Source organism: Agreia sp. Leaf283 (genome assembly GCF_001422485.1).
GTDB lineage: Bacteria > Actinomycetota > Actinomycetes > Actinomycetales > Microbacteriaceae > Agreia.
The window spans coordinates 73,496-99,420 of record NZ_LMNF01000002.1; the positions used below are offsets into that span (position 1 = coordinate 73,496).

A 25,925-nucleotide genomic window follows, 5' to 3' on the forward strand; every position below is an offset into this window, starting at 1 on the left:
CCTTTACTAGGCTGAGACAACCTAACCGTGCGCTGTATGCGCACGTATTTGTGAAAGGCCCCCATGTTCTCCAAGATTCTCGTCGCCAACCGTGGGGAGATCGCCATCAGGGCATTCCGCGCGGCGTATGAACTCGGTGCGAAGACGGTCGCAGTCTTTCCCTACGAAGACCGAAACAGCATGCATCGGCTCAAAGCCGACGAGGCCTACCAGATCGGCGAGGTCGGCCATCCGGTGCGCGCCTACCTCGACGTGGGCGAGATCATCCGTGTCGCGCTCGAGAGCGGCGCCGACGCGATCTACCCCGGCTACGGCTTCCTCTCCGAGAACCCCGAGCTGGCCGAGGCCGCCCGCGAGGCGGGAATCACGTTCATCGGACCGGGCTCCCACGTGCTCGAGATGGCGGGCAACAAGGTCACGGCCAAGGAGCATGCGATCGCGGCGGGCGTGCCGGTTCTCCGCTCCACTCCCGCATCCCGCGACCTCGACGTCCTACTCGCAGGCGCCGACGACGTGGGATTCCCCCTCTTCGCCAAGGCGGTAGCCGGCGGCGGCGGACGAGGCATGCGCCGGGTCGCGTCGCGCTCAGAGCTGCGCGAGGCGCTCGAGGCGGCGATGAGAGAGGCCGACAGCGCATTCGGCGACTCCACCATGTTCCTCGAGCAGGCCGTTCTCCGTCCCCGGCACATCGAGGTGCAGATCCTCGCGGACTCGACGGGCGAGACCCTGCACCTGTTCGAGCGGGACTGCTCGGTGCAGCGTCGAAACCAGAAGGTCATCGAGATCGCGCCGGCACCCAACATCAGCGACGAGCTGCGCGAGGCGCTGCACCGCGACGCGATCGCGTTCGCCCGGTCGATCGGCTACGTGAACGCCGGAACCGTCGAGTTCCTCGTCGACACGGTCGGAGAGCGTGCGGGCGAGCACGTCTTCATCGAGATGAACCCCCGCATCCAGGTCGAGCACACGGTCACAGAAGAGGTGACCGACGTCGACCTCGTGCAGTCGCAGATGCTGATCGCCGCCGGAGTCAGCCTCGCCGAGATGGGCCTGTCGCAGGACCGAATCGTTCTGCGCGGAGCAGCACTGCAGTGCCGCATCACCACGGAGGACCCCACGGCGGGCTTCCGGCCCGACACCGGCAAGATCACCACCTACCGGTCTCCGGGAGGCGCCGGCATCCGGCTCGACGGCGGAACGATCAACCCGGGCGCGCAGATCAGCCCTCACTTCGACTCGATGCTCGCAAAGCTCACCTGCCGGGGCCGGGACTTCTCGGCCGCGGTCCGCCGATCGAAGCGGGCCCTCGCCGAGTTCCGCATCCGCGGAGTCGCGACCAACATCCCGTTCCTGCAGGCCGTGCTCGAAGATCCCAGCTTCGAGGCGGGCGACCTGAGCACCTCGTTCATCGACGAGCGACCCGAACTGCTCCGCGGCCACGTGTCGAAAGACCGCGGAACGAAGATCCTCAACTGGCTGGCCGACGTCACCGTCAACCAGCCGAACGGCGCTCGCCTGTCGAGCGTGAACCCGCTCGACAAGCTGCCCGCGATCGACCTCGACGCCCCCGCGCCGGCGGGGTCGAGGCAGCGTCTGCTCGAGCTGGGGCCCCAGGGATTCGCGAGTGCCCTGCGCCAGCAGACGGCCCTCGCCGTGACCGAGACCACGTTCCGCGACGCGCACCAGTCTCTGCTGGCCACCCGCGTGCGCACCCGCGACCTGCTCGCGGTCGCACCCTACGTGGCGCGCATGACGCCGGAGCTGCTGTCGGTCGAGGCCTGGGGCGGGGCGACCTACGACGTGGCGCTGCGCTTCCTCGGCGAGGACCCGTGGGAGCGGCTCGCGTCGCTGCGCGAGGCCGTTCCGAACATCAACCTCCAGATGCTGCTGCGCGGTCGCAACACGGTGGGCTACACGCCCTACCCGACCGAGGTGACCGACGCGTTCGTTCGCGAGGCGGCCAGGACCGGCGTCGACATCTTCCGCATCTTCGACGCGCTCAACGACGTCGATCAGATGCGTCCCGCCATCGAGTCGGTGCTCGAGACGGGCCACGCACTCGCCGAGGTCGCCGTCTGCTACACGGGCGACCTGCTCGACCCGGCCGAGAACCTCTACACGCTCGACTACTACCTGAGGCTGGCCGAGCAGATCGTCGCCTCGGGAGCCCACGTGCTCGCGATCAAGGACATGGCCGGCCTGCTCCGTCCCGCCGCGGCCGAGAGGCTGGTCACGGCCTTCCGCGAGAACTTCGACCTGCCCGTGCACGTGCACACGCACGACACCCCGGGCGGCCAGCTCGCGACCCTGCTGGCCGCGAGCCGCGCGGGGGCCGACGCGGTCGACGTGGCGAGCGCACCGATGGCCGGCACGACCAGCCAGCCGTCGGCATCCAGTCTCGTCGCCGCCCTCGCGCACACCGACCGCGACACCGGCATCTCCCTGCAGTCCGTGCTCGACCTCGAGCCGTACTGGGAGGCCGTGCGCACGGTCTACCGCCCGTTCGAGTCGGGCCTGGCGGGCCCCACAGGCCGCGTCTACAGCCACGAGATCCCCGGAGGCCAGCTCTCCAACCTGCGCCAGCAGGCCATCGCCCTGGGCCTCGCGAACGACTTCGAGCGCATCGAGGATCTCTACGCCGCGGCAAACAAGATCCTCGGACGAGTGCCCAAGGTGACGCCGTCGTCGAAGGTCGTGGGCGACCTCGCACTCCACCTCGCTGCGGTGAAGGCCGATCCGAAGGACTTCGAGGAGAATCCTCAGAACTACGACATCCCCGACTCGGTGATCGGGTTCATGGCCGGCGAACTCGGCGAGCTGCCGGGCGGATGGCCGGAGCCGTTCCGCACCAAGGTGCTGGCGGGCCGTCACGTCGACATCGGGGTCACCCCGCTCGACGAGGCCGACGTCGACACCCTCTCGGGCGACGACAGCGCGGCCATCAGGTCGACGCTGAACAGGCTGCTGTTCGCCGGTCCGACGAAGACCTTCGAGCAGGTGCGCGAACAGTACGGCGACCTGTCTGTGGTCGACACGGTCGACTACCTCTACGGCCTGCGCCAGGGCGTCGAGAACGTCGTCGAGATCGACAAGGGCGTGAAGCTCTACGTCGGGCTCGAAGCCATCGGCACGGCCGACGACAAGGGGATGCGCACGGTCATGACGATCCTGAACGGCCAGTTGCGCCCGGTGTTCGTGCGCGATCGCAGCATCACCGTCGACACGAAGTCGGCGGAGAAGGCCGATGCCTCGAAGCCCGGTCAGATCGCCGCGCCCTTCTCGGGAGTCGTCACCCTCAAGGTGAGCGAGGGCTCGATCGTCGCGGCGGGGGAGTCGGTCGCCACGATCGAGGCCATGAAGATGGAGGCGGCCATCACGTCGCCGATCGCCGGAAGGGTGGGGCGCGTCGCCATCCCCTCGACCCAGCAGGTCGAAGCAGGAGACCTGCTCGTCGTGGTGGCCGCCCAGTGAGCGTCAGAGAGATCCGCCTGTTCGGCGACCCCGTGCTGAAGACCGTGTCCGAGCCCGTCGGCGTCATCGACGATCGCATCCGCGGACTCGTCGAGGACCTGCTCGACAGCGTCAGGCTGCCCGGCCGGGCGGGTGTGGCCGCGTCGCAGATCGGCGTCAACCTGCGCGCCTTCAGCTACAACGTCGACGGTCGCATCGGCTACATCCTCAACCCCGTGATCGTCGAGCTGTCGGGCGAGCCGGAGCTCGTCGACGAGGGATGCCTCTCGGTTCCCGGACTCTGGTTCCCCACCATGCGCTACCCGTTCGCACGGGCGACGGGCATCGACCTCGACGGCAACGAGATCGAGGTCTCGGGAACGGGCGTCATGGCGCAGGCGCTGCAGCACGAGACCGACCACCTCGACGGCCTGCTCTACCTCGATCGCCTCGACAAGCCCGCTCGGCGCGAGGCCATGAAGCAGGTGCGCGAGTCCGACTGGTTCTGACTCCGTCGTCTCAGAGGATGAGCGACTGGCCCTCCGTGGCCGGAGCCGCCTGGTAGATGCGCTCCACGTCGGGGGCGAAGTCCTTCATGATCACGTGCCGCTTGATCGTCAGCTTGGGCGTCAGGTGGCCGGAGTCCTCCGTGAGATCGTTGCTCAGCACCACGAACTTGCGGATGGACTCGGCCCTCGAGACCGTGCTGTTGGCCTCGTCGACCGCTCGCTGGATCTCCGCCAGTACGGCCGGGTTCTGGGCTGCCTCGGCGAGCGTGAGCTGCGCGGGCTGCCCGTTGTTGGCCAGCCAGACGGGCAGCATCTCCGGGTCGAGGGTGATCAGCGCAGAGATGAAGGGCTTCTGATCGCCGACGACGATGACCTGGCCGACGAGGGGATTCGCCCTGATAGGGTCCTCGAGAATGGCCGGGGCGACATTCTTGCCCGCCGCGGTGACGATGATCTCCTTCTTGCGGCCCGTGATCGTGAGGAACCCGTCGGAGTCGAACGCCCCGATGTCGCCGGTCCTGAACCATGAGCCGTCCATCGCCTCCCGGGTGGCGGCCTCGTTGTTCCAGTAACCGGCGAACACGTTGATGCCCGTGACCTGGATCTCGCCGTCGTCGGCGATGCGCACGCCGACTCCGGGGAGGGCCGGCCCCACGGTGCCGATCTTGAACTTCGATACGAGGTTGACCGTGGCGGGCGCGGTGGTCTCCGTGAGTCCGTAGCCCTCGAGGATCTTGATGCCGAGGCTCCTGTAGAAGTGCCCGAGGCGGTGGCCGAGCGGGGCGGATCCCGAGACGGCGTACTGCACGCGCCCGCCCATCGCGTGCCGGATCTTCGACAGCACGAGGCGGTCGAAGAGTGCGAACCGCAGTCGCAGGCCGAGGGGCACCTTTCCGGCGTCCAAGGCGACGGAGTGCTCGATGGCGGCGGCGGCGGCCTTGCGGAAGATCGCACCCTTTCCGCCTGTCTCCGCCTTCTGCTCAGAGGAGTTGTAGACCTTCTCGAACACACGGGGCACCGCGAGCAGGAAGGTCGGACGGAAGCTTCCGAGGGAGACCAGCAGCTTCTTCGTGTCGGGCTGGTGGCCCACCTTGACGCCGGCGTGCACGCAGAGCACGGAGATGAACCGGGCGAAGATGTGCGCGGTCGTGATGAACAGCAGGGTGGATGCGCCGGGCTCGAGCATCTCCTTCATCGCGACTCCGGCGTTGCGGCTCAGCTCGACGAAGTTGGAGTGCGTGAGCATGCAGCCCTTCGGCCGCCCCGTGGTTCCCGACGTGTAGATGAGCGTGGCCAGGTCGCTTCCGACAGCGCGTGAGCGAGCCGCCTCGAGAGTCTCGTCACTGACGGCGGCTCCCGCCGCGACGATCTTGTCGAGGTCGCCGAGATCGATCTGCCACACCTGTTCGATCGCAGGGAGGTCGGGGTGCACCTCGTCGAACTTCGCGAAATGGTCGGCGGTCTCGAGGATGACGGCGACCGCGCCGGAATCGCTGAGGTTCCACTGCACCTGGCTGGGCGAGGAGGTCTCGTAGATGGGAACGAGGATGGCGCCCGCGAACCAGGTCGCGAAGTCGACCACCGTCCACTCGTAGCGCGTCTTGCACATGAAGCCGATCTTGTCGCCCGGCTCGATGCCCAGGGCGATGAGACCCTTCGCGGTCGCGCGCACGCGGTGCAGGAACTCCGCGGCGGTGATCTCGTTCCAGGCCTCGTCGCCGTCGGGAAGCGCGAACAGGGGCGCATCGGGGGTGGCAGCGGCCCGCGCGAGCAGCAGATCGGTGACGTTCGCGTCGGGGTCAGCCTTCACAACGGCGGGTACAGAGAATTCTTCCACGTCAACTCCTTTGTCAACAGGTCAATGTGCTCGTCGGCGGGTGGGCCGATGATCCGGCCAAATGGTGCTCGATGGCGACGGATAACTACACTCTACTTGGCGCATTCGATCCTTTGTCGGAAGGCGCATCGCAAGCGACGTCCTTGCCTCACCCGGCCGGCGACGTGGAAGGACACGGGTTTCATGCACGCCATCGGCATCGACATCGGCGGAACCAAGATCGCCGGAGCGCTGGTCGACGACCTCGGGCAGATCGTGCGATTCGACCGACGGCCCACCCAGGCCGTCGACATCCAGAACATCGAGGATTCTGTCGTCGCGATGATCACGGAACTCGCCGAGGGCTACGACGTCGCCGCCGTCGGCGTGGCCGCTGCAGGATTCATCGATGCCGCGCAGTCGACCGTGTACTACGCGCCGAACATCAGCTATCGCAACGAGCCCTTCCGCGAGAAGCTCGAGCGTCGCGTGCCCTACCGCGTCATCATCGAGAACGACGCCAACGCGGCGGGCTGGGCCGAGTTCCGCTACGGGGCGGGTCGGCTCGTCAGCGACATGTGCATGCTCACGATCGGCACCGGGGTCGGGGGAGCGATCGTGTCGGGCGACCGCATGTTCCGGGGCGGCTTCGGCGCCGCGGCCGAGCTCGGGCACATGAGGGTCGTTCCCGACGGTCTTCCCTGCGGCTGCGGGGCACGGGGGTGCATCGAGCAGTACGGCTCCGGCCGGGCGCTGCTCCGCTATTCCAACGAGTTGGCGGATGCCGGCGGCATCGGCATCGGGCTGGCGGCCGCGCGGGCTCGCGTCGGCGTGCTCACCGGTCACGAGGTGAGCGATCTCATCCAGGCCGGAGATCCGGGCGCCCTGGCTGCACTGCGCGAGCTCGGCCACTGGATCGGACAGGCGAGCGCCAGCCTCGCCGCGGTCCTCGATCCCCAGCTCTTCGTGATCGGCGGGGGAGTCGCCCAGGCTGGCGACCTGCTGCTCGACCCCATCCGGCAGTCGTTTCTCGACAACCTGCCGGCCCGCGGATATCACCCCGAGCCCGAGTTCAGGATCGCCGAACTCGTCAACGACGCCGGGGTCGTCGGCGCCGCCGACCTCGCGCGCCTCTACGCAGCGCAGATCTGACCCGGGCGAGCAGGAGAAGGCACACGATGTTCTACTGGATCATGAAGAACCTGATCGCCGGGCCGATCGTGCTCACGATCTTCCGCCCCTGGATTCGCGGGCTCGAGAACGTGCCCCGCTCGGGCGGCGCCATACTCGCGAGCAACCACCTGTCATTCATCGACTCCGTGATCCTGCCGCTGGTGCTCTCGCGGCGCGTGTCGTTCCTGGCCAAGAGCGACTACTTCACCGGCAAGGGCATCAAGGGGTGGCTGGTGCGGGGCTTCTTCCTCGCCACGGGCCAGCTGCCGATCGATCGATCGGGCGGCAAGGCGTCGGAGGCCTCGCTGAACACCGGCCTCGGCGTTCTCGGCCGCGGCGACCTGCTGGGCATCTACCCCGAGGGCACCCGCAGCCCCGACGCCAAGATGTACCGGGGTCGCACCGGTGTCGCGCGCATGGTCCTCGAAGCCGGCGTGCCGGTGATCCCTGTGGCGATGATCGACACCCACAAGGTGATGGCCATCGGCACGAAGGTGCCGAAGATCAGGCGAGTTGGTGTGATCATTGGCGAGCCGCTAGATTTCTCTAGGTTCGAGGGATTGGAATCCGACCGATTCATCCTCCGAAGCGTCACCGATGAGATCATGTACGAACTGCAGCGGCTCTCGGGCCAGGAATACGCAGACGTCTACGCGACTTCGGTAAAGGAGAAACGGGCGAGCGTCGCCCGTTGACGCGACCGGCCCATAAGGGAATTCGGTTCGCGATCGCCGAACACAGAAACAGATACGGAACCCGCACGTGGTAGATCCAACCGAACTGGTCGTTCAAGCAGATGACTCTGTGATCGCCGGCTTGGACCATTGGCGCGGGCTTCCTGTGAAGCAGCAGCCGACGTGGCCCGACAGCGTGGCCGTGGAGGCTGCGTCGTCGGAGATCGCCGGACTGCCGCCCCTCGTGTTCGCCGGCGAGGTCGACAACCTGCGCGACCGGCTCGCCGTCGCGGCGCGAGGAGAGGCGTTCCTGCTCCAGGGAGGCGACTGCGCCGAGACCTTCTCGGGTGCGACCGCGGAGCAGATCCGCAACCGGGTCAAGACCGTGCTGCAGATGGCCGTCGTGCTCACCTACGGTGCCTCCATGCCCGTCATCAAGATGGGGCGCATGGCCGGGCAGTTCGCCAAGCCGAGGTCGAGCGACACCGAGACCCGCGGCTCCGTCACCCTGCCCGCCTACCGCGGCGACATCGTCAACGGCTACGACTTCACGCCCGAATCGCGCGAGGCCGACCCTCGCCGACTCGTGCAGGGTTACCACACGGCCGCGTCGACACTCAACCTCATCCGAGCCTTCACGCAGGGCGGCTTCGCCGACCTCCGCCAGGTGCACGACTGGAACAAGGGCTTCACGTCGAACCCGGCGAACGTCAGGTACGAGCATCTGGCTCGGGAGATCGACCGCGCCGTCAAGTTCATGATCGCGTGCGGCGCGGACTTCGAGGCGCTGAAGCGCACCGAGTTCTTCGTGAGCCACGAGGCGCTGCTCTTCGACTACGAGCGGCCCATGACGCGCATCGACTCACGAACGGGCACCCCGTACAACACGTCGAGCCACTTCCTCTGGATCGGCGAGCGCACCCGCGACCTCGACGGCGCCCACGTCGACTTCCTCAGCCGCGTGCGCAACCCGATCGGGGTGAAGCTCGGTCCGACGACGACGGGCGACGACATGCTCCGTCTCATCGACAAGCTCGACCCGAACCGCGAGCCCGGACGCCTCACCTTCATCACGCGCATGGGAGCGGGCAAGATCCGCGATGCCCTGCCGCCTCTGCTCGAAACGATCAAGTCGGCCGACGCTGTGCCCCTGTGGGTCACCGATCCCATGCATGGCAACGGCCTGACGACTCCGACCGGGTACAAGACGCGTCGCTTCGACGACGTCGTCGACGAGGTCAAGGGCTTCTTCGAGGCTCACCGTGCCGCGGGCACCCACCCGGGCGGCATCCACGTGGAGCTCACCGGTGACGACGTCACGGAGTGCCTCGGCGGCTCGGAGCACATCGACGAGGCCGACCTGGCGACCCGCTACGAGTCGCTGTGCGATCCCCGCCTCAACCACATGCAGTCGCTCGAACTGGCATTCCTGGTGGCCGAGGAGCTCGGAGAAGTGCGCCGGGCCTGACACGCGCCGCTGTCTGCCGAGAGAGCCCCGACCGCCTCGTGCGTTCGGGGCTCTCTCGTTGCTCGGGGTCAGAAGCGCTCGAGCTCAGAAGTGCCCGAGCTCAGAAGTGCTCGGCCTCAGAAGTGCATGGGCTCAGAAGCTGACGCTGACCGTGACCTTGGATCCGCGCGGCACGCTCGTTCCCGCGACAGGGTTGGTGGCCGTCACGGTCACGAGTCCGGGAACGATGTCGGCGCCGGCGGGGTAGCTGAGGTCGAATCCGGCCGCTTCGAGGATGGGTTTGGCCTCGGACCACGACAGCTTGACGACATCCGGCACGGTGACCGGTTCGGGGCCCCGCGAGACCTGCAACGACATCGTGTCACCTGGCCGCACGGTGTCGGCCGGGGCGATCGCCTGGATCACCAGGCCCTCCTCGACAGAATCGCTGTAGACCTCTTCGCCCGCCGCGGCCGACAGGCCGACGGCCTGCAGGGTGGCGGTCGCCTCGTCGACGCTCTGGCCTGAGACGTCGGGAATGGCGCCCGCGGAGACGAGGAACGAGACGGGCTGCGCCTCGCCGTAGAGCACGCCTTCAGTGGACCCATCGACGGCGAGGCTCGCGCCATCGGCGCCGTAGGCGTCGAGCACGGTTCCCGCGGCGGTATCGCTCGAGAACACCTGAGACGTGCTGCCGAGGGTGAATTTGGCCTGTTCGAGGGCCTGCTGCGCCGCCGCCTGGTCGGCGCCGATCAGCTGCGGGAGCGCCAGTTGCGCGGGGCCGGTCGACACGAACAGAGTGACGTTCGAATCGCGCGCGACGTGCGCCCCGGAAGTGGGGTCGGTTCCGACGACCGTTCCGACGGGCACGGTGACGCTCGACTGATCGGCCCGAGTGACCACGACGCCGAGCTCCTCGAGTGCCGCCTGCGCGGCATCCGGAGCCTGCCCGGCGACCTCGGGGATCGTGAGCTGGGCGCCCGGTCCGATGCCGAAGTACCAGCCGGTGCCTCCCGCGAGGGCCACAAGGAGGACGATGATGCCTGCAATCCAGAATCCGCGTCGGCGACGCACCGCGGCCGAGGCCTTCAGTCGATCGGACGGTGCGGAGGGTGCGACGCTGCGGGTCGCCGCGGGCGGCGCCTTCTGGGGAAGGGGTGCCCGCGTCGGGGCGGTCAACGCCGAGGTGAGCCCCGTGCTGCGGAAGGCCTGTGTCTGGGCGGATGCGACCTCGGGGCTGAGCGCGGCGGGCATGACCACGGTGCGCTGCACGCCCGTGGTCGCCGCCTGCGTGGCCGACATGGTCTGTTCGGTGAGTCGAAGCTGTTCGAGCATGGCGCGGCCATCGGTCGGCCGGTCGACGGGGTTCTTGGCCGTGGCCCAGAGCACGAGCTCGTCGAGGTCGCGAGGAACGGACGGGTTGACCGCACTCGGTCTCGGCACCTGGTCGTTCGCGTGCTGGAATGCGATCTGCATGGGCTGGTCGCCGACGAACGGCTGCGCCCCCGTGAGCATCTCGTACATCATGATTCCGGCCGCGTAGATGTCGCTGCGGGCGTCGGCCGTGCCGCGCGTGAGGAGTTCGGGGGAGAGGTACGCGATGGTGCCGAGCAGTGCCTGACCCGTGGCCGTGTTGGCCGACGTCGCCCTCGACAGCCCGAAGTCGCCGATCTTGATGCGGCCGTCGTCGGCGAGGAGCACGTTCTCGGGCTTCAGGTCGCGGTGCACGATGCCGGCCTTGTGAGCCGCGGCGAGGCCGCCGAGAACCGCGTCCATGATGTCGAGGGTCTGCTCGGTGGTGAGCGTTCCATAGTCTTTGAGCAGGTCGCGCAGTGTCATGCCCGGCAGGTACTCCATGACGAGATAGGCCATGTCGGAGTCCTGGCCCTGGTCGAACACGTTGACGACGTTGGGGTGGGCCAGTCGTGCCGCCGAGCGCGCCTCCTGGACGAAGCGCTCCTTGAAGTTGGATTCGTCGGCGAGGTGTCCGTGCATGATCTTGATCGCCACACGGCGTTCGAGCCGCAGGTCGGTCGCCAGGTAGACCGTGGCCATGCCGCCTCGGGCGATACGGGCCCGCACCTGGTACCGACCGTCGATGAGACGTCCGATCATAGGGTCAGAGGGCGCGGTGGTCACGAGTGAAGTTTAGAGAGCGTCGGCTGTGGAAGCCGGGATAGACACCGCGAAGATGCAGACCCGCCTGTTCGATCGTGCGGTCACTCCGACGGGGCGCGCCGACGATCGGCCGTCTCCGCGGTCGGCCATTCGAGATCATCGGGAATCGGGTCGAGTCGGATCAGCTGCCCGGGGAAGATCGGCGTCTTCCAGCTCAAGCCGTTCTGGGCCAGCACGTGCGCCGTGGGAAGCCCGTGGCGAATGGCGATCTCGCTCACCGTGTCGCCGAGTTCCACCCGGTATGAGGGCTCGTCGGCCCTGTCTGCGGGAGCCCTGTCTGCGGGAGCCCTGTCGCGCCGGCGGCTCGACGCCGCGGCGAGCTTGGATGCCAGTAGCCCGCCGAGCACGAAGGGTACGGCTATGAGGGCGAGGAGTGAACGAGGTCTGCCCGATCGCGCTGGACGGCCGCCGCGGCTCGGTGACCTGGTCATAGCGGCCGTGCACCTCGCAATTCTCGATCAATCCTCGTGTCAAGATTTCCACGGATGCCGGCGGTCGTCAACGGTCTGGAGCGGCGGCGGGACGCGCGTCGGATAACGATGCGATATCGACGGCGGGGTGCCGCGTCCGGCCCCGGCCATGGCAGGCTGGGAACGTGAGTGAAAACACCCCCGTAAGAACCTGGTTGACCATCCCCGACGTGGCCGAATTGTTCGGCTCCACTCCCGGTCGAGTGCGCAAGCAGATCGAGGAGCATGCGCTGCTCGCCATCCGTCGCGACAAGGTGCTCGTCGTGCCCGATGTCTTCCTGCGCGACGGCGAACCGCTGCCGGAGCTCAAGGGAACCATCATCGTGCTCCTCGACTCGGGGTTCACTCCCGACGAATCGATGCAGTGGCTGCTCGAGGAGGAGGAGTCGCTCGGAGTCGCGCCCATCGACGCGCTCCTCGCCGGCCGCAAGGCCGAGGTGCGCCGAGTGGCGCAGGCGCTCGCCTGATCGCGACGCCGGTCGGGCTGCTCAGGCCGACCGGTCGGTGAGCAGGCGCGCCAGTTCCTCGAGTTCGGCCACGGCCCGCGGCTCCAGTTCCGCGGAACGAAGGGCCCGGATGGCGTCGCTCGTGTACGACTCGATCGATCGCTCCGCGCTCTCGAGCGCGCCGCTGGACTCGATCTGCCGCTGAAGGTCGGCGATGGCGTGGTCGTCGAGACCCGGGTCGCCGAGCGCACGGTCGAAGGCGGCTCGCTGGCTCTCCGGCATGCCCTGGCGCGCCAGGGCCACCAGCACGGTGCGCTTTCCCTCGCGGAGATCGTCTCCGGCGGGCTTTCCGGTGACCGCCGCGTCGCCGAACACGCCGAGCACGTCGTCTCGCAGTTGGAAGGCGAGCCCGAGCGGCAGGCCGAAGCGGCGAAGCGCATCGACCTGGTCGGCTGACGCTCCTGCCACGAGAGCTCCGAGGGCAAGCGGCGCCTCGACGCTGTATTTCGCCGATTTGAAGGTCATCACCCGCTCCGCTCGTCGGAGGGTCTCCGACTCGGGGACGGTCGGCCAGGCGTTCTCCTCGAGGATGTCGAGGTACTGGCCGACGGTGACCTCCGTGCGCATGCGGTTGAATTCGGCCCGTGTCGACCGGGCGCGCTGCCTGTCGTCGAGCAGGTCGAGCGCCGAGTCGACGAGTTCGTCGCTCCAGCCCAGCAGCAGGTCTCCGTGGAGTATCGCCCCTGCGCGGCCGAAGGTGTCAGCCTGCCCGGCGAAGCCGCCCTCCGAGTGCACGGAGGCGAAGCGGATGTGCGTGGCGGGCATCCCCCGACGGGTGTCCGAATTGTCGATGATGTCGTCGTGCACGAGGGCCGCGGCGTGGAACACCTCGAGCGCCGCGGAGAGCGTGAGCACGGCCTGCTGCTCATTCGGTTCGGAGCCCGTCGAGGTCGCCTGCCACCCTGCGATGCAGAACCGGGCCCTGAAGCGCTTGCCGCCGCTGAGAAGATACCGGGAGAAATTCGCGAACACGGCCGCATCGTCTGCGATAGCAGCGAGAATGGGATCACGAGACGCGAGAAATTCGGCGATTTCGGTGTCGACCTGGCTGACCAGGTGCGGGCTTTGTGTCACGCGCCTAGCCTAGCCAGATGCAGCGCACTACAATCGCTTCAAGTACGACGCGTGTGACCGAGCCTGAGGTGAATTAGGATGCCGCTTTCCGAGCAGGAGCAGAAGCTTCTAGATGAGATGGAGCGCAGTCTCTATCACAACGATGCCGATTTCGTGTCGGCGGTCAATGCCGGCAGGGGCAAGCTGAATTACGGCGCCCTGGTTCTCGGCATCCTCCTCTCTGTCGTCGGGCTCGTCGTCGTGATCGTCGGTGTGATCACCCACCTCCTGATCGTCGGACTGCTCGGCTTCGTCGCCATGTTCGCCGGCGTTCTTCTGGCGCTCCGTCCCTCCAAGTCGGCTGTCGGCCGACCTGTCTCCGGGCCGCGAACCGCATCGTCGCCGAGCGGCGCCGCATCCAAGACCAACCTCATGGACCGACTCAACGAGCGCTGGGACAAGCGCCAGGATCGCGAGGAGTAGGCCGAGCGCCCACCCTCCTCCACCCACCTCCACTTCAGGGGCCGACCTTCGGGTCGGCCCCTTTTTTTGGCGTTTCCGGAGCGGTTTTCCTCCTCTCCGTGAAAAAACCCTCCATTTCCCTCCACCAAAAAAATCCGCGCAATTTGGCCTATCTGGGAATAAAAGAACCGACACAGTGCGCCAGAACCGTTGTCTGGTGGTGTGAAGTGGAGTAACGTGGAGGAACACCCAACACCAGGCCGGCTTCGAGGGGGAGAAAGGACGATGTTCCTTGGCACGTACGCTCCCAAACTCGACGACAAAGGTCGCATCATCCTTCCGGCGAAGTTCCGCGATGAACTCGAGGGCGGCGTCGTGCTGACCCGCGGGCAGGAGCACTGCGTCTACGTCTTCAGCTCCGCCGAGTTCGAAGAACTGCACAACAAGATCCGCCAGGCCCCTGTGACGAGCAAGCAGGCCCGCGACTACATGCGCGTCTTCCTCTCCGGGGCCGACGCATCGGTCCCCGACAAGCAGAACCGCGTCAGCATCCCTGCGCACCTGCGCAGCTACGCGGGCCTCGAGCGCGAGCTCGTCGTCATCGGCGCCGGCTCACGGGCCGAGATCTGGGACGCCGAAGCTTGGAACACCTATCTGGCCGCCCAGGAGGCCGCGTTCTCCGAGACCGACGAGGAGGTGATTCCCGGCCTCTTCTAGTCGTTCCGCGTGACTCCCACCCGTTCCTCGCCCTGGCACACTTCCCCGGTGCCAGGTCGGAATGGATGGGGATCAGGCAGAACGAACGGGTCGATACACCATGGACGACGTCACACGAATCCACACACCCGTCATGCTCGAGCGCTGCATCAGCGTGCTCGGGCCTGCGCTCGAACGGCCGGGAGCCGTTCTCGTCGACACGACCCTGGGGCTCGGTGGACATGCCGAGGCCTTCCTCACCCGCTTTCCGGAACTGACTCTGGTCGGGCTCGACCGCGACCTTCAGGCCCTCGCCCTCGCCGAGGGGCGTCTGAAGCCGTTCGGGGATCGCGTTCACCTCGTGCACTGCGTGTACGACGAGATCGGTGAGGCTCTGCACAGCCTCGACATCCCGTCTGTCGAAGGCGTGCTGTTCGACCTGGGTGTCTCGAGCATGCAGCTCGATCGCGCCGAGCGCGGATTCGCCTACTCGAAAGACGCGCCGCTCGACATGCGCATGGATCAGGACGCGCCCGTGACCGCCGAGATGATCCTCGCCGAATACTCCGAGTCCGACCTCAGGCGCATCTTCCGCGACTACGGCGAAGAGAAACTGGCCGACCGATATGCCCGTCGCATCGTGCAGCGGCGCGCCGAGCAGCCTCTCGTCCGTTCCGCCGATCTCGTCGACCTCCTCCAGCAGGCGACGCCCGCCGCTCTCTCGCGCGCCGGGCATCCGGCCAAGCGGGTGTTCCAGGCGCTCCGCATCGAGGTGAACCAGGAACTGAGTGTGCTCGAACGCGCGATCCCCGCAGCCATCGACGCGCTCCGCGTCGGGGGCCGCATCGTCGTGATGTCGTACCAGTCGCTCGAAGACCGCATCGTCAAACGCGCCCTCCAGGCGCTGACCGTGTCGACGGCTCCTCCCGGACTGCCCGTCGAACTGCCCCAGCACAAACCCGAGCTCGCTCTGCTCGTTCGCGGCGCCGAACTGGCGACCGACGAGGAGAAGGCCGAGAATCCCCGCGCCACCCCTGTCCGTTTCCGAGCCGCAGAGCGCATCAGGAGTGCATCATGACCAACCTGGCCACCGTCCCCATCGAGCGGCTCGGTGCGCCGGCGCCCGCGGGGGAGCCACGGCGCCGGTGGCTCTCGCCTGCCCCCGACCGCGTGGCACGACCGCGCCAGCGGCCTCGAATCGTCTATGCGGCCGTCGCCATCGGCGGCATCGCCATCATCGCGCTCGCCCAGCTCCTGCTGAGCATCGGCCTGTCGGACGGCGCATACCAGATCTCCTCCCTGCAGTCCGAGCAGAAGGACCTGGCCAGAACGAACCAGGCCCTCACCGAGCAGCTCACCGCCTTCTCGTCGCCGCAGAACCTCGTGCAGAACGCTCAGGCGCTCGGTATGGTCTCCAACGGAAACACGGTCTACCTCCGACTCTCCGACGGCGCGGTTCTGGGGTCGCCCACACCGGCATCCGCCGCGAATGCGCCGATTGCGGCCAACCAGGCTCTCGTTCCCAACTCGCTTCTGCAGCCCGAGCAGGTCGTCGCCGCACCGGTTCCCGATGCGTCGAGCGCGCCTCAGGCCGCCGCACCCGACCCGACAGTACCGTGGCAGGGTGCGCTTCCCTCTCCTCAGACGCACTGACCGACAGGTGACCCGCTCACCAGCCGAATGAAAGGCCGCATGTGACCTCGACGACCACCAGAACAACCCGAGGGCGCGTCGCCATCGCGGTGCTCCTCATCGTGGCCGTAGTCTCTGTGTTCGTCGTCCGGCTCGTCGACATCCAGGTCGTGCAGGCGGAGGGTCTGAACGCGGCCTCGCTCGCCAGCCGCTCCGACAGCACCGTCACGCTGGGCACGCGGGGCGACATCCTCGACGCGAACGGCGTCGTCCTGGCCACCAGCATCCTCCGCTACGCCATCGAGGCCGACCCGTCCGCTGTCGACGAGTTCGAACGGCCCGCGGCCGACGGCTCCGGTGAGGTGACCGTCACGGCCGACCAGGCGATCGGCGAGCTGGCCACGGCGATGGGGCTCGATCCTGCCGCGATCACGGCCATCCTCTCCGCGGATCCCTCGTCGCGCTACGCGCTCATCTCGAAGTCCGTCGACGTGGCCACCTACAACGCCATCCGGGCCCTCGACATCCCGTGGCTGTACTACAAGGCTGACCAGTCCCGCTCCTACCCCGACGGCAGCGTCGCCGGCAACCTGGTCGGCTTCGTCGGCGAAGACGGAACCGCCCTCGCCGGCACGGAGCTGACGCAGGACAAGTGCCTCGCAGGGTCCGACGGCACCGAGGTGACGGAGACCGGAGAGGACGGGGTGGCGATCCCCGGATCGACGGTGACCGTCACGGACGCCGTCGACGGCGGAGACGTTCAGCTCACGATCAACAGCGACCTCCAGTACTTCGCCCAGGAGGCGCTGGCCCAGCGGGTGACCGAGGTCGGCGCCGAATCGGGCACCGTCGTCGTCACCGAGGCGAAGACCGGCAAGATCCTCACCGCCGCGGAATACCCCACGGTCGACCCCAACAACATCGACGCGACCGACCCCGAGTATCGCGGTGCCAAGGTGTTCAGCGACCCGTTCGAGCCCGGGTCGACCTTCAAATCGATCACCGCCGCATCCCTCATCGATGCGGGAGCCGCGACGCCCGACAGCCAGGTGCTCGCGCCATACGAGTACACATCCGGCGACGCCGTCATCCACGATTCGTTCTACCACGCACCGATGCCCTGGACCCTCACCGGGGTCATCGAGCAGTCGTCCAACACCGGCATCTCGATGCTGAGCAACAACATGTCCGTCGATCAGCGCTGGGACTACATGAACAAGTTCCACCTGGGGCAGAAGACGGAGGTGGGCTTCGTCGGAGAGGACAGCGGCGACATCCTGCCCGGCGATGTGAGCGGACCGACGCAGCTCGACGACCAGACCATCTACAACACCACCTTCGGCCAGGGCCTCACGGTGACCGCGGTGCAGATGGCCAGCGCATACCAGGCGATCGCGAACAACGGCGTGCGGATGCCCGTGCAGCTCTTCGAGGGATGCCGACACGCAGACGGAACGGTCACCGACGCTCCGGCGGCATCGACCGGGGAGCAGGTCATCTCCGCCCAGGCGGCCCAGGACACCGTGCACATGATGGAGTCCGTCGCGACGACGGGCTACGCCGCCGATGCGATCAAGATCCCCGGGTACCGGGTCTCCGCCAAGACCGGAACGGCCGAGATGAGCGACGGTTCCGGAGCCTACGGCGGCGCGTATCTCACCTCCATGGCGGGCATGGCGCCGTCGGACGACCCGCAGTACGTCGTTTCGGTCACCATCAGGAAGCCCGTTACCATTACATCTGGACTGGCGGCAGCGCCGGTCTTCCAGAAGGTGCTGTCACAGGTGCTGAAGACCTATCGGGTGCAGCCGTCCACGGTTCCCGCGCCCGAGCTGCCCACCACTTACTGAATGAAGGAGTCATCTGTGCCGGATCGGGTTTCGCAGGGATTGCGCCCGGAACACCCGATCGCACGATCGCTCTCCCAGCTCGTCGTCGACTTCGGTCTCGAGCAGCGGGGAGAGTTCTCGCCCGACTCCGTCACCGGCATCAGCCTGACGTCGAACGACATCGTCCCGGGCGATCTCTACGTGGGCCTTCCCGGACGCAACGTGCACGGCGCGTCCTTCGCCAGAGCCGCAGCCGAGGGGGGAGCCGTCGCTGTGCTCACCGACCCCGAGGGGGCGGTGCTCGCTGAAGACAGCGGTCTGCCGGTGATCGTCACACCGCAGCCGCGCGAGGCTCTCGGAGCGGTCTCCGCGTGGATCTATCGCACACTCGACGATCCGCCCACCCTGTTCGGGGTCACGGGCACGAACGGCAAGACGAGTGTCACCTACATCCTCGACGCGATCCTGAGTCAACTCGGCATCGTCGCCGGATTCAGCACCACGGCCGAACGGGGCATCGGCGACCTCCGCATCACCAGCACGCTGACGACCCCCGAGGCGACCGAGGTTCATGCCCTGCTCGCCCGCATGCGCGAGGCGGAGGTGCGCTCCGTGATCATCGAGGTCTCCGCCCAGGCGCTGACCCGCCACCGCATCGACGGCATCGTCTTCGACGTGGTGGGCTTCACGAACCTCACCCACGACCACCTCGACGACTACGGCAGCATGCACGACTACTTCGAGGCCAAACGCGAGCTGTTCGAGCCCGATCGCGCCCGCAGGGGAGTCGTGCTGGTCGACGGCGAGTGGGGCGCGCGCCTCGCCGAGGAGTCGCGGATTCCCGTGGCCACCATTTCGACGAGGCCGGGAATCGAGGCCGATTGGCAGGTCGAGATCCTCGAGGAGACCGTCGACTTCACGAGATTCACCATCGAGGGCCCCGATCACCGATCCCTCACGACGAGCATCCCTATCCTGGGCCGCTTCATGGCCGAGAACGCCGCCCTGGCGATCGTGATGCTCGTCGAGTCGGGCTACGACCTCGAGGCGATCGCGCACGTACTCGAGCGAGACGGCGGGATCGATGCGTTCGTGCCCGGTCGCGCCGAACGGGTGTCGGCCGACACCGGCCCGCGGGTGTACATCGACTACGGCCACAGCCCGGATGCTTTCCAGAGCGCGCTCGAGGCGCTCCGGCGGGTCACGGATGGCCGGGTGATCATGGTGTTCGGCGCCGACGGCGACAGAGACACGACGAAACGGGTCGACATGGCGTCGATCGCCGCGCGCCTCGCCGATGTGGTGGTCATCACCGACTACAACCCGCGCACCGAAGACCCGGCCTCGATCAGGGCCGTGCTCCTCGATGCCGCGCGTGCGGCCCGCGACGACGTCGAACTCTACGAGGTTCCCGATCCTCGACTCGCGTTCCGCAAGGCTCTCTCGGTTGCCGGAGAGCACGATGTGATTCTTCACGCCGGACCGGGCCACGAGGACTACCAGGAAGTCGGGGGCGAGAAGATCCCCTACTCCGCGCGCGACGAGGCACGGCTCGCCCTGCAGGAATACGGATGGCTCTGACTCATGCTCCAACTCACACTTGACGACATCGCCGGCATCATCGGCGGCAGACTCGTCCTTCCCGACACGGTCGTGGCGGCCGGAACATCGCCGCAGACGGTCGTCGCCGGAACGGTCGACACCGACTCGCGCGAGATCCGTGACGGCGGCATCTTCGTCGCGAAGCCCGGGGAGTTCAGCGACGGGTTCCTCTTCATCGACAAGGCGGTCTCGGCCGGCGCCGCGCTGGTGATCGCCGAAAGGCCGTCAGACGCGTCCGTCGCCCAGATCATCGTCGACGACGCCGTGCTCGCCCTGGGCGCCTTCGCGACCGAGGTCGTGCGGCGGGTCCGCGAGCACGGGCTGCTGCGCATCGTCGGCATCACGGGCTCGAACGGCAAGACGACCACGAAGAACCTCCTCCGCTCGATCCTCGAGACCGAGGGCGAGACGGTGGCGCCGCGCGACTCGTTCAACAACGAGGTGGGCGCACCGCTCACCATGCTGAAGCTGACGCCGTCGAGCCGGTACCTCGTCGCCGAGATGGGCGCATCCGGCCCGGGCGAGATCACGCGCCTCATCCGCATGGCCAAGCCCGACGTCGGCGTCGTCCTGACCGTCGGACTGGCGCACGCCGGCGAATTCGGCGGCATCGCCACCACCCTGGCGACGAAGACCGAGATGGTGTCCGACCTCGAGGCCACCGACGTCGCCGTGCTGAACATCGACGACCCCCGGGTCGCGGGCATGGCCGACAAGACCGCCGCACGCGTCGTCTGGTTCGGCCTCGACGAGCGCGCGGCCGTGCGCGCCCACGACGTCGTCGCCCACGCGTCCGGCACCGACTTCGTCCTGACGCTGGCGTCCGGCGACAGCCGCCCGGTGCGGTTCCGTGTGCTCGGCGAGCACCACGTGATGAACGCGCTGGCCGCGGCCGCCGCGGCGGAGGGCCTCGGCGTCGGCATCGATCGCATCGTCGACGCTCTCCAGACAGTGACCAGGGCCGAACGGTGGCGCATGGAGGTGCTCGGCGGCCGTGACGACGTCACGATCATCAACGACGCCTACAACGCGAGCCCCGACTCGATGGTCGCCGGCCTCAAGACGCTGGCCCAGATCGCGACGCCGTCGTCGCGCAAGGTCGCGGTGCTCGGCGAGATGAGCGAGCTCGGCGAGTTCTCGCTCGAAGAGCACGACCGCATCGGCCGCATGATCGTGCGGCTCGGCATCGAGAAGCTGGTCGTCGTGGGGGAGGGGGCCAGGGCCCTGCACCTCGCCGCGACCCACGAGGGGTCCTGGGACGGCGAGTCCGTGTTCGTCGACACCGCCGACGAGGCCTACGACGTGCTCGCACCCGATCTGCGCGCGGGCGACATCGTGTTCGTCAAGTCGTCGAACTCCGCGGGCCTCCGGTTCCTCGGCGATCGTCTGGGGGAGCTGTTCGCATGATCACCCTTCTCGCCGCAGGCTCCCTCTCGATGGTCTTCACGCTCTTCATGACGCCCGTCTTCATCCGACTCTTCAAACGCCTGGCCTGGGGCCAGTTCATCAACATGGACGGCCCCGAGTCTCACCATGTGAAGCGGGGAACGCCCACGATGGGCGGTATCGTCATCGTCCTCGCCACACTGTTCGGATACTTCGTGGCGCTGCTCTTCACGCACCGGGGCATCTCGATCTCGGCTCTCCTCGTCCTGTTCCTCATGGTCGGACTCGGCATCGTCGGGTTCATCGACGACTTCATCAAGACCCATCGCAAACGCAGCCTGGGCCTCGGCCCCATCGCCAAGCTCGTCGGCCAGATCGTCGTCGGAGTCGTGTTCGCGCTGCTCGCGCTGAACTTCCGCGACGAAAACGGACTGACGCCGGCATCGACGGCGATCTCGATCGTGCGCGACACCCACATCAACTTCACGATGCTGGTCGTGCCCGCCATCGTGGTGATCGCGTTCGTCGTGTGGGTCTGCGTGATCGTCATGGGCACGTCCAACGGGGTCAACCTCACCGACGGCCTCGACGGCCTCGCGCCCGGGTCGAGCATCCTCGCGATCGGCGCCTTCGTCTTCATCGGCTTCTGGCAGGACAGCCAGAACTGCTTCAACCCGCAGCTCGACCCCGACGTGCTCGGCAAGTGCTACGAGGTGCGAGACCCGATGGACCTGGCGATCGTCGCCGCCGCGATCGTCGGCGCACTGATCGGCTTCCTGTGGTGGAACACCAACCCGGCGAAGATCTTCCTCGGCGACACCGGATCGCTCGCCCTCGGCGGAGCCCTCGCGGCCCTCGCCATCCTGAGCCGCACCGAGCTGCTGCTGATCGTCATCGGCGGAATCTTCGTGATCGTCGCCGGGCAGGTCGTCATCCAGCTCACCTACTTCAAGCTCACCCGGGGCAAGCGCATCTGGCTTGCGAGCCCGCTGCATCACCACTTCGAGGTCAAGGGGTGGGCCGAGGTCACGATCGTCGTGCGATTCTGGATCATCGCCGGCCTCCTCGTGGCCGCGGGCGTGGGGTCGTTCTACCTCGAATGGATCTCCCGATGACCGAGCCCGCCGACGGCAGGGCGCTCGGACTCACCAGCTGGAACGACGACTGGTCGGGCCTCCGGGTCGGCGTTCTCGGGCTCGGGATCACCGGTTTCTCCGTAGCCGACACGCTGGCGGAGCTCGGCTCGCGCGTGCTCGTCGTCGCAGAGAAGGTCGACGACCGCTATCGGCTCATGCTCGACGTCATCGGCGCCGAGCTGGTGCAGGCGACCCCCCTGGCCTCGGTTCCGCAGGAGCTCGAGACCCTCGATCCCGAACTCCTGGTCGTGTCTCCGGGATTCCACCCGGATCATCCGGTCATCACCTGGGCGATCGAGAAGGGCATCCCCGTCTGGGGCGACGTTGAACTCGCCTGGCGGCTGCGCGACAAGGTCGGCACAGCCGGTGCGGGCAGTGCGCCCGCCGAGTGGATCGCCGTCACCGGAACCAATGGAAAGACGACCACCGTGCAGCTGACGGCCGCCATGCTGGCGGCCGGAGGGCTGAGGGCAGCGCCCTGCGGCAACATCGGTGTCCCGGTGCTCGACGCGGTCCGCGATCCGCAGGGATTCGATGTCTTCGTCGTCGAGCTGTCGAGCTACCAGCTGCACTCCACGTCGAGCATGTCTCCGTGGGCGGCCGTCTGCCTCAACGTCGCGGAGGACCATCTCGACTGGCACGGCTCGATGGACGCGTACGTCGCGGCGAAGGCTCGCGTGTACACGAACACCCGCGCCGCCTGCGTCTACAACCGGGCCGACGCGCTCACCCTGAAGATGGTCGAAGACGCGGAGGTCGTCGAGGGAGCCCGAGCCATAGGATTCGACCTCGGAGTGCCCGGGCCCAGCGACCTCGGAATCGTCGACGGCATCCTCGTCGACCGTGCATTCCACGACGACAGGCACAGCTCCGCCCTCGAGATCACGACGGTGTCCCGCCTGGCCGGGCTCGGCCTCGGCGCCCCCCACACCGTTGCCGATGTGCTGGCGGCCACCGCTCTCGCCCGCAGCGTCGGAGTCTCGATCCCGGACATCAGGACCGCGCTCGAGACGTTCCGCCTCGACCGCCACCGCATCGAGGTGGTCGGGATGAGCGACAAGATCACCTGGATCGACGACTCGAAGGCGACCAACCCGCATGCCGCGGCCGCGTCGCTCTCCGCCTATCCGTCGGTGGTCTGGATCGCCGGGGGACTGCTGAAGGGCGTCGACATCGAGCCGCTGGTCCGCGCCCGCGCCGCGCAGCTGCGCGGCGTCGTTCTCCTCGGCGAGGACCGCACGGCACTGCGAGAGGCATTCGAGCGACACGCCCCCCACCTTCCGGTGCGAGAGGTGACCGGCACGGAGACTAGAAGTGTCATGTCGGTCGCTGTCGAACTGGCTGCCGCCCTCGCGGTGCCCGGTGACGTGGTGCTTCTGGCACCGGCCGCCGCGTCGATGGATCAATTCACCGACTACTCCGACCGTGGCGACCGCTTTGCACGCGCCGTGCGACATTACCTGGGAGGCGATCCGGCTGACGACGACACGACCGACAGTGCGGACCCGACCAGTGCGGCCCCACACGCTGACGACGCAGACGCAGACGCAGACGCAAACGCAGACGCTGCCGCCGCAGACGGCGGGCACCCGGATGCCGGGCGCGAGCACGGCGACTCCGCCCTCGACGACTGACCGCACCCGCGGGGGCAGAAGCGCCCGCATCTCGTTGGGGCGCGCGTTCCAGCCAGAATCGCGAAGCTACTTCCTCCTTCTCGGCACGACGCTCTTCCTCCTGCTCTTCGGCCTCGTGATGGTTCTCTCGTCGAGCTCGATCTCGTCGTACGCGGGATCGCAGGGCTCTTTCGGCGTCTTCTGGCGCCAGGCCGTTTTCGCCATCGTCGGCGTGCCGCTGATGCTGGTCATCTCGCAGCTGCCCGTGCGCTTCTGGCGGCGCTGGGCCTGGCTTCCCCTGGTCACCGGAATCGCGCTGCAGCTCCTGGTGCTCACGACGCCCTTGGGCATCGAGGTGGGCGGCAACCGCAACTGGATCGGAATCGGCGGCTTCAACGCGCAGCCGTCCGAGCTGATCAAGGTGGGGCTCGTCGCCTGGCTCGGCGTGATCCTCGCGAAGAAGGAGCCGTACCTCGGTCGGTGGGGCCACGTGCTCATCCCGGCTCTTCCGGTCGCGGGCCTCGGCATCTTCGTCGTGATGCTGGGCGGCGACCTCGGAACGGTGATGATCATGACCGCCCTCGTCTTCGGGGCCCTGTTCTTCGCCGGCGTCAGGCTGCGCATGCTGGTGATCCCCGTTCTCATCGGCCTCGTGCTGACGGTGATCATCGCCCTGTCGAGCTCGTCTCGGCTCTCACGCATCGAGAACTTCCTCGGCATCGGGTCGGGCGACCAGTCGGGTCTGTCGTACCAGAACCAGCACGCCGACTGGGCCATGGCCGCCGGCGGGGTGTTCGGAGTGGGCCTCGGCAACAGCAAGGCCAAGTGGCTCTGGCTGCCGGCCGCCGACAACGACTTCATCTTCGCGATCATCGGCGAGGAGCTCGGTCTCGTGGGCGCCATCGTGGTGCTCGCTCTCTTCGTTGTGCTGGCGGTCTCGTTCCTCAGGATCGTGCGGTCCTCCACCGATCTCTTCTCGCGGGTCGTCACGGGGTCGGCGATGGTCTGGATCATCGGGCAGGCCTTCGTCAACATCGCCGTGGTGCTGCAGGTCATCCCCGTCCTCGGCGTGCCCCTGCCGCTCATCTCCTCGGGAGGCTCGGCCCTCGTGACCACCCTCGTCGGCATCGGGCTCGTCCTCTCCATCGCGCGGCAGCGCGACCTGACGCCCGAGGCGCCCGCCGAGAAGGCGACCCGATGACCACTTACCTCCTTGCGGGAGGGGGCACGGCGGGCCACGTGAACCCCCTGCTCGCCACCGCCGACGAGGTGAGGCGTCGCGAGCCCGAGGCGACGATCATCGTCGTCGGCACGGCCGAAGGCCTCGAGGCGAGGCTGGTGCCGCTCCGCGGCTACGAGCTCGTCACCATTCCGCGACTTCCGTTCCCTCGCAGGCCGAGCGCGGCTGCCCTGACCTTCGTCCCCCGCCTCCTCGGTGTCGTCGAGCAGCTTCGCTCACTCATCGTGGAGCGGTCGGTCGACGTGGTCGTGGGATTCGGCGGCTACGCGGCCGCACCCGCCTATCTCGCCGCCCGACGCGCACACGTTCCCGTCGTCATCCACGAGGCCAATGCCCGACCCGGCCTGGCGAACAGGCTCGGTGCGCGGTTCACGCCCTATGTCGGCGTGGTCTTCGCCGGCACGCCCCTGCCGCATGCCACGCTCACCGGGCTGCCGCTCCGGCGTGAGATCTCACGGCTCGACACGGCCGCGATGTCCGCCACCGCGCGCGACACCTTCGGTCTGGCGCGCGACGTTCCGGTGCTTCTCGTCACCGGAGGGTCGCTCGGCGCGCAGAGGCTCAACCACACGATCCGGGATGCCTACGGCTCGGTCCTCGACGCCGGGTGGCAGATCCTGCACATCTGGGGAGACAAGCCCGATCTGGTCGATCCGGGTGTCGACGGGTACAGGGTCGTGCGGTACTCCGACCGCATGGACCTCGCCTTCGCCGCCGCCGACCTGGTCGTGGCGAGGGCCGGGGCGGCCACCGTGTCGGAGCTGGCCGTGCTCGGCCTGCCCAGTGTTCTCGTGCCATATCCCGTAGGAAACGGCGAGCAGAAGGTCAACGCGCACGATCTCGTCGAGGCGCAGGCGGCGATCCTGGTCGACGACGCGCGCTTCACGCCGCAGTTCGTCGACGGCGAACTGCTCGCCCTGCTCGCCGACCGGGCGCGGATCACGGGGATGGCCGATGCGGCCCGCACCGTCGGCATCGCCGACGGCGACGCGCGGCTGGTCGAGCTGATCCGTCGCGCGCTGGCGAGAGCGTAACCTTGTCATCTGAACCGGC

General features: G+C 67.8%; 21 protein-coding genes. 17 read left to right on the forward strand and 4 right to left on the reverse strand.

Features of this window, described 5'->3' with window-relative positions; translation table 11 throughout:
• The first annotated feature begins 63 nt into the window (after window positions 1–63).
• On the forward strand, window positions 64–3,471 hold the full coding sequence (locus tag ASF51_RS09275) for a pyruvate carboxylase (RefSeq protein ID WP_055928401.1): 3,408 nt from the start codon (window positions 64–66) through the stop codon (window positions 3,469–3,471).
• A complete protein-coding gene (locus ASF51_RS09280) occupies window positions 3,468–3,959 on the forward strand; it encodes a peptide deformylase (RefSeq protein ID WP_055928404.1) in 492 nt (163 codons plus the stop codon). Before ASF51_RS09275 ends, ASF51_RS09280 begins: the two co-directional genes overlap by 4 nt.
• A 10-nt stretch (window positions 3,960–3,969) precedes the next feature.
• On the opposite strand, the gene ASF51_RS09285 is transcribed toward ASF51_RS09280, so the two are convergent.
• Window positions 3,970–5,796 carry a long-chain fatty acid--CoA ligase gene (locus ASF51_RS09285; protein ID WP_055928406.1) on the reverse strand — a complete coding sequence of 609 codons (1,827 nt, stop codon included), beginning with the start codon at window positions 5,794–5,796 and terminating at the stop codon, window positions 3,970–3,972.
• Window positions 5,797–5,979: 183 nt separating this feature from the next.
• Between ASF51_RS09285 and ASF51_RS09290 the strand changes: the two genes are divergently transcribed.
• The 3 genes from ASF51_RS09290 (at window position 5,980) to ASF51_RS09300 (ending at window position 9,090) form a co-directional block, all read left to right on the forward strand.
• A complete protein-coding gene (locus tag ASF51_RS09290; RefSeq protein WP_055928409.1) occupies window positions 5,980–6,927 on the forward strand; it encodes an ROK family glucokinase in 948 nt (315 codons plus the stop codon).
• 26 nt (window positions 6,928–6,953) lie between these two features.
• On the forward strand, window positions 6,954–7,643 hold the full coding sequence (locus ASF51_RS09295; RefSeq protein ID WP_055928412.1) for a 1-acyl-sn-glycerol-3-phosphate acyltransferase: 690 nt from the start codon (window positions 6,954–6,956) through the stop codon (window positions 7,641–7,643).
• Between the two features lie 109 nt (window positions 7,644–7,752).
• Window positions 7,753–9,090: a class II 3-deoxy-7-phosphoheptulonate synthase gene (locus ASF51_RS09300; RefSeq protein ID WP_157412097.1), complete on the forward strand. Its 1,338-nt coding sequence runs from the start codon at window positions 7,753–7,755 to the stop codon at window positions 9,088–9,090.
• Window positions 9,091–9,222: 132 nt separating this feature from the next.
• Here the strand turns inward: ASF51_RS09300 and pknB are convergent, their stop codons facing one another.
• Together pknB and ASF51_RS19070 are read right to left on the reverse strand one after the other, a co-directional pair.
• Complete coding sequence (pknB, locus tag ASF51_RS09305) at window positions 9,223–11,208, reverse strand: Stk1 family PASTA domain-containing Ser/Thr kinase (RefSeq protein WP_055928419.1); 1,986 nt, start codon at window positions 11,206–11,208, stop codon at window positions 9,223–9,225.
• 80 nt (window positions 11,209–11,288) lie between these two features.
• The gene (locus ASF51_RS19070) at window positions 11,289–11,678 is read right to left on the reverse strand and encodes a LysM domain-containing protein (protein ID WP_157412098.1); all 390 of its coding nucleotides are present in this window, start codon (window positions 11,676–11,678) and stop codon (window positions 11,289–11,291) included.
• Between the two features lie 164 nt (window positions 11,679–11,842).
• Between ASF51_RS19070 and ASF51_RS09315 the strand changes: the two genes are divergently transcribed.
• Window positions 11,843–12,184, forward strand: coding sequence for an Rv2175c family DNA-binding protein (locus ASF51_RS09315; RefSeq protein ID WP_055928425.1), 342 nt, complete (start codon window positions 11,843–11,845; stop codon window positions 12,182–12,184).
• Between the two features lie 21 nt (window positions 12,185–12,205).
• On the opposite strand, the gene ASF51_RS09320 is transcribed toward ASF51_RS09315, so the two are convergent.
• A complete protein-coding gene (locus ASF51_RS09320) occupies window positions 12,206–13,297 on the reverse strand; it encodes a polyprenyl synthetase family protein (protein WP_055928428.1) in 1,092 nt (363 codons plus the stop codon).
• 78 nt (window positions 13,298–13,375) lie between these two features.
• On the opposite strand from ASF51_RS09320, the gene ASF51_RS09325 reads away from it, so the two are divergent.
• From ASF51_RS09325 to ASF51_RS09375, 11 genes are all read left to right on the forward strand, one after another.
• Window positions 13,376–13,759, forward strand: coding sequence for a DUF3040 domain-containing protein (locus ASF51_RS09325; protein ID WP_055928431.1), 384 nt, complete (start codon window positions 13,376–13,378; stop codon window positions 13,757–13,759).
• 264 nt (window positions 13,760–14,023) lie between these two features.
• Window positions 14,024–14,455, forward strand: coding sequence for a division/cell wall cluster transcriptional repressor MraZ (mraZ, locus tag ASF51_RS09330; protein WP_055928434.1), 432 nt, complete (start codon window positions 14,024–14,026; stop codon window positions 14,453–14,455).
• Window positions 14,456–14,555: 100 nt separating this feature from the next.
• A complete protein-coding gene (rsmH, locus tag ASF51_RS09335; RefSeq protein ID WP_055928437.1) occupies window positions 14,556–15,512 on the forward strand; it encodes a 16S rRNA (cytosine(1402)-N(4))-methyltransferase RsmH in 957 nt (318 codons plus the stop codon).
• The gene (locus tag ASF51_RS09340; RefSeq protein ID WP_055928440.1) at window positions 15,509–16,087 is read left to right on the forward strand and encodes a hypothetical protein; all 579 of its coding nucleotides are present in this window, start codon (window positions 15,509–15,511) and stop codon (window positions 16,085–16,087) included. Before rsmH ends, ASF51_RS09340 begins: the two co-directional genes overlap by 4 nt.
• Before the next feature lie 41 nt (window positions 16,088–16,128).
• Entirely contained in the window at window positions 16,129–17,916 is a 1,788-nt protein-coding gene (locus tag ASF51_RS09345) for a penicillin-binding protein 2 (RefSeq protein ID WP_082479713.1), read from the forward strand.
• Between the two features lie 15 nt (window positions 17,917–17,931).
• Window positions 17,932–19,476 carry a Mur ligase family protein gene (locus ASF51_RS09350; protein WP_235497205.1) on the forward strand — a complete coding sequence of 515 codons (1,545 nt, stop codon included), beginning with the start codon at window positions 17,932–17,934 and terminating at the stop codon, window positions 19,474–19,476.
• 3 nt (window positions 19,477–19,479) lie between these two features.
• The gene (gene murF, locus ASF51_RS09355; protein ID WP_055928445.1) at window positions 19,480–20,904 is read left to right on the forward strand and encodes a UDP-N-acetylmuramoyl-tripeptide--D-alanyl-D-alanine ligase; all 1,425 of its coding nucleotides are present in this window, start codon (window positions 19,480–19,482) and stop codon (window positions 20,902–20,904) included.
• The gene (mraY, locus tag ASF51_RS09360) at window positions 20,901–21,998 is read left to right on the forward strand and encodes a phospho-N-acetylmuramoyl-pentapeptide-transferase (protein WP_055928448.1); all 1,098 of its coding nucleotides are present in this window, start codon (window positions 20,901–20,903) and stop codon (window positions 21,996–21,998) included. Before murF ends, mraY begins: the two co-directional genes overlap by 4 nt.
• Window positions 21,995–23,653 carry a UDP-N-acetylmuramoyl-L-alanine--D-glutamate ligase gene (gene murD, locus ASF51_RS09365; RefSeq protein ID WP_082479714.1) on the forward strand — a complete coding sequence of 553 codons (1,659 nt, stop codon included), beginning with the start codon at window positions 21,995–21,997 and terminating at the stop codon, window positions 23,651–23,653. The genes mraY and murD overlap by 4 nt, the downstream gene beginning before the upstream one ends.
• Window positions 23,613–24,833, forward strand: a complete 1,221-nt coding sequence (gene ftsW / locus ASF51_RS09370) for a putative lipid II flippase FtsW (protein WP_055928450.1) — start codon at window positions 23,613–23,615, stop codon at window positions 24,831–24,833. Before murD ends, ftsW begins: the two co-directional genes overlap by 41 nt.
• Window positions 24,830–25,906 (forward strand): glycosyltransferase, encoded by a 1,077-nt coding sequence (locus tag ASF51_RS09375; RefSeq protein WP_055928453.1) that lies wholly within the window; start codon window positions 24,830–24,832, stop codon window positions 25,904–25,906. Before ftsW ends, ASF51_RS09375 begins: the two co-directional genes overlap by 4 nt.
• Window positions 25,907–25,925 lie beyond the last annotated feature (19 nt).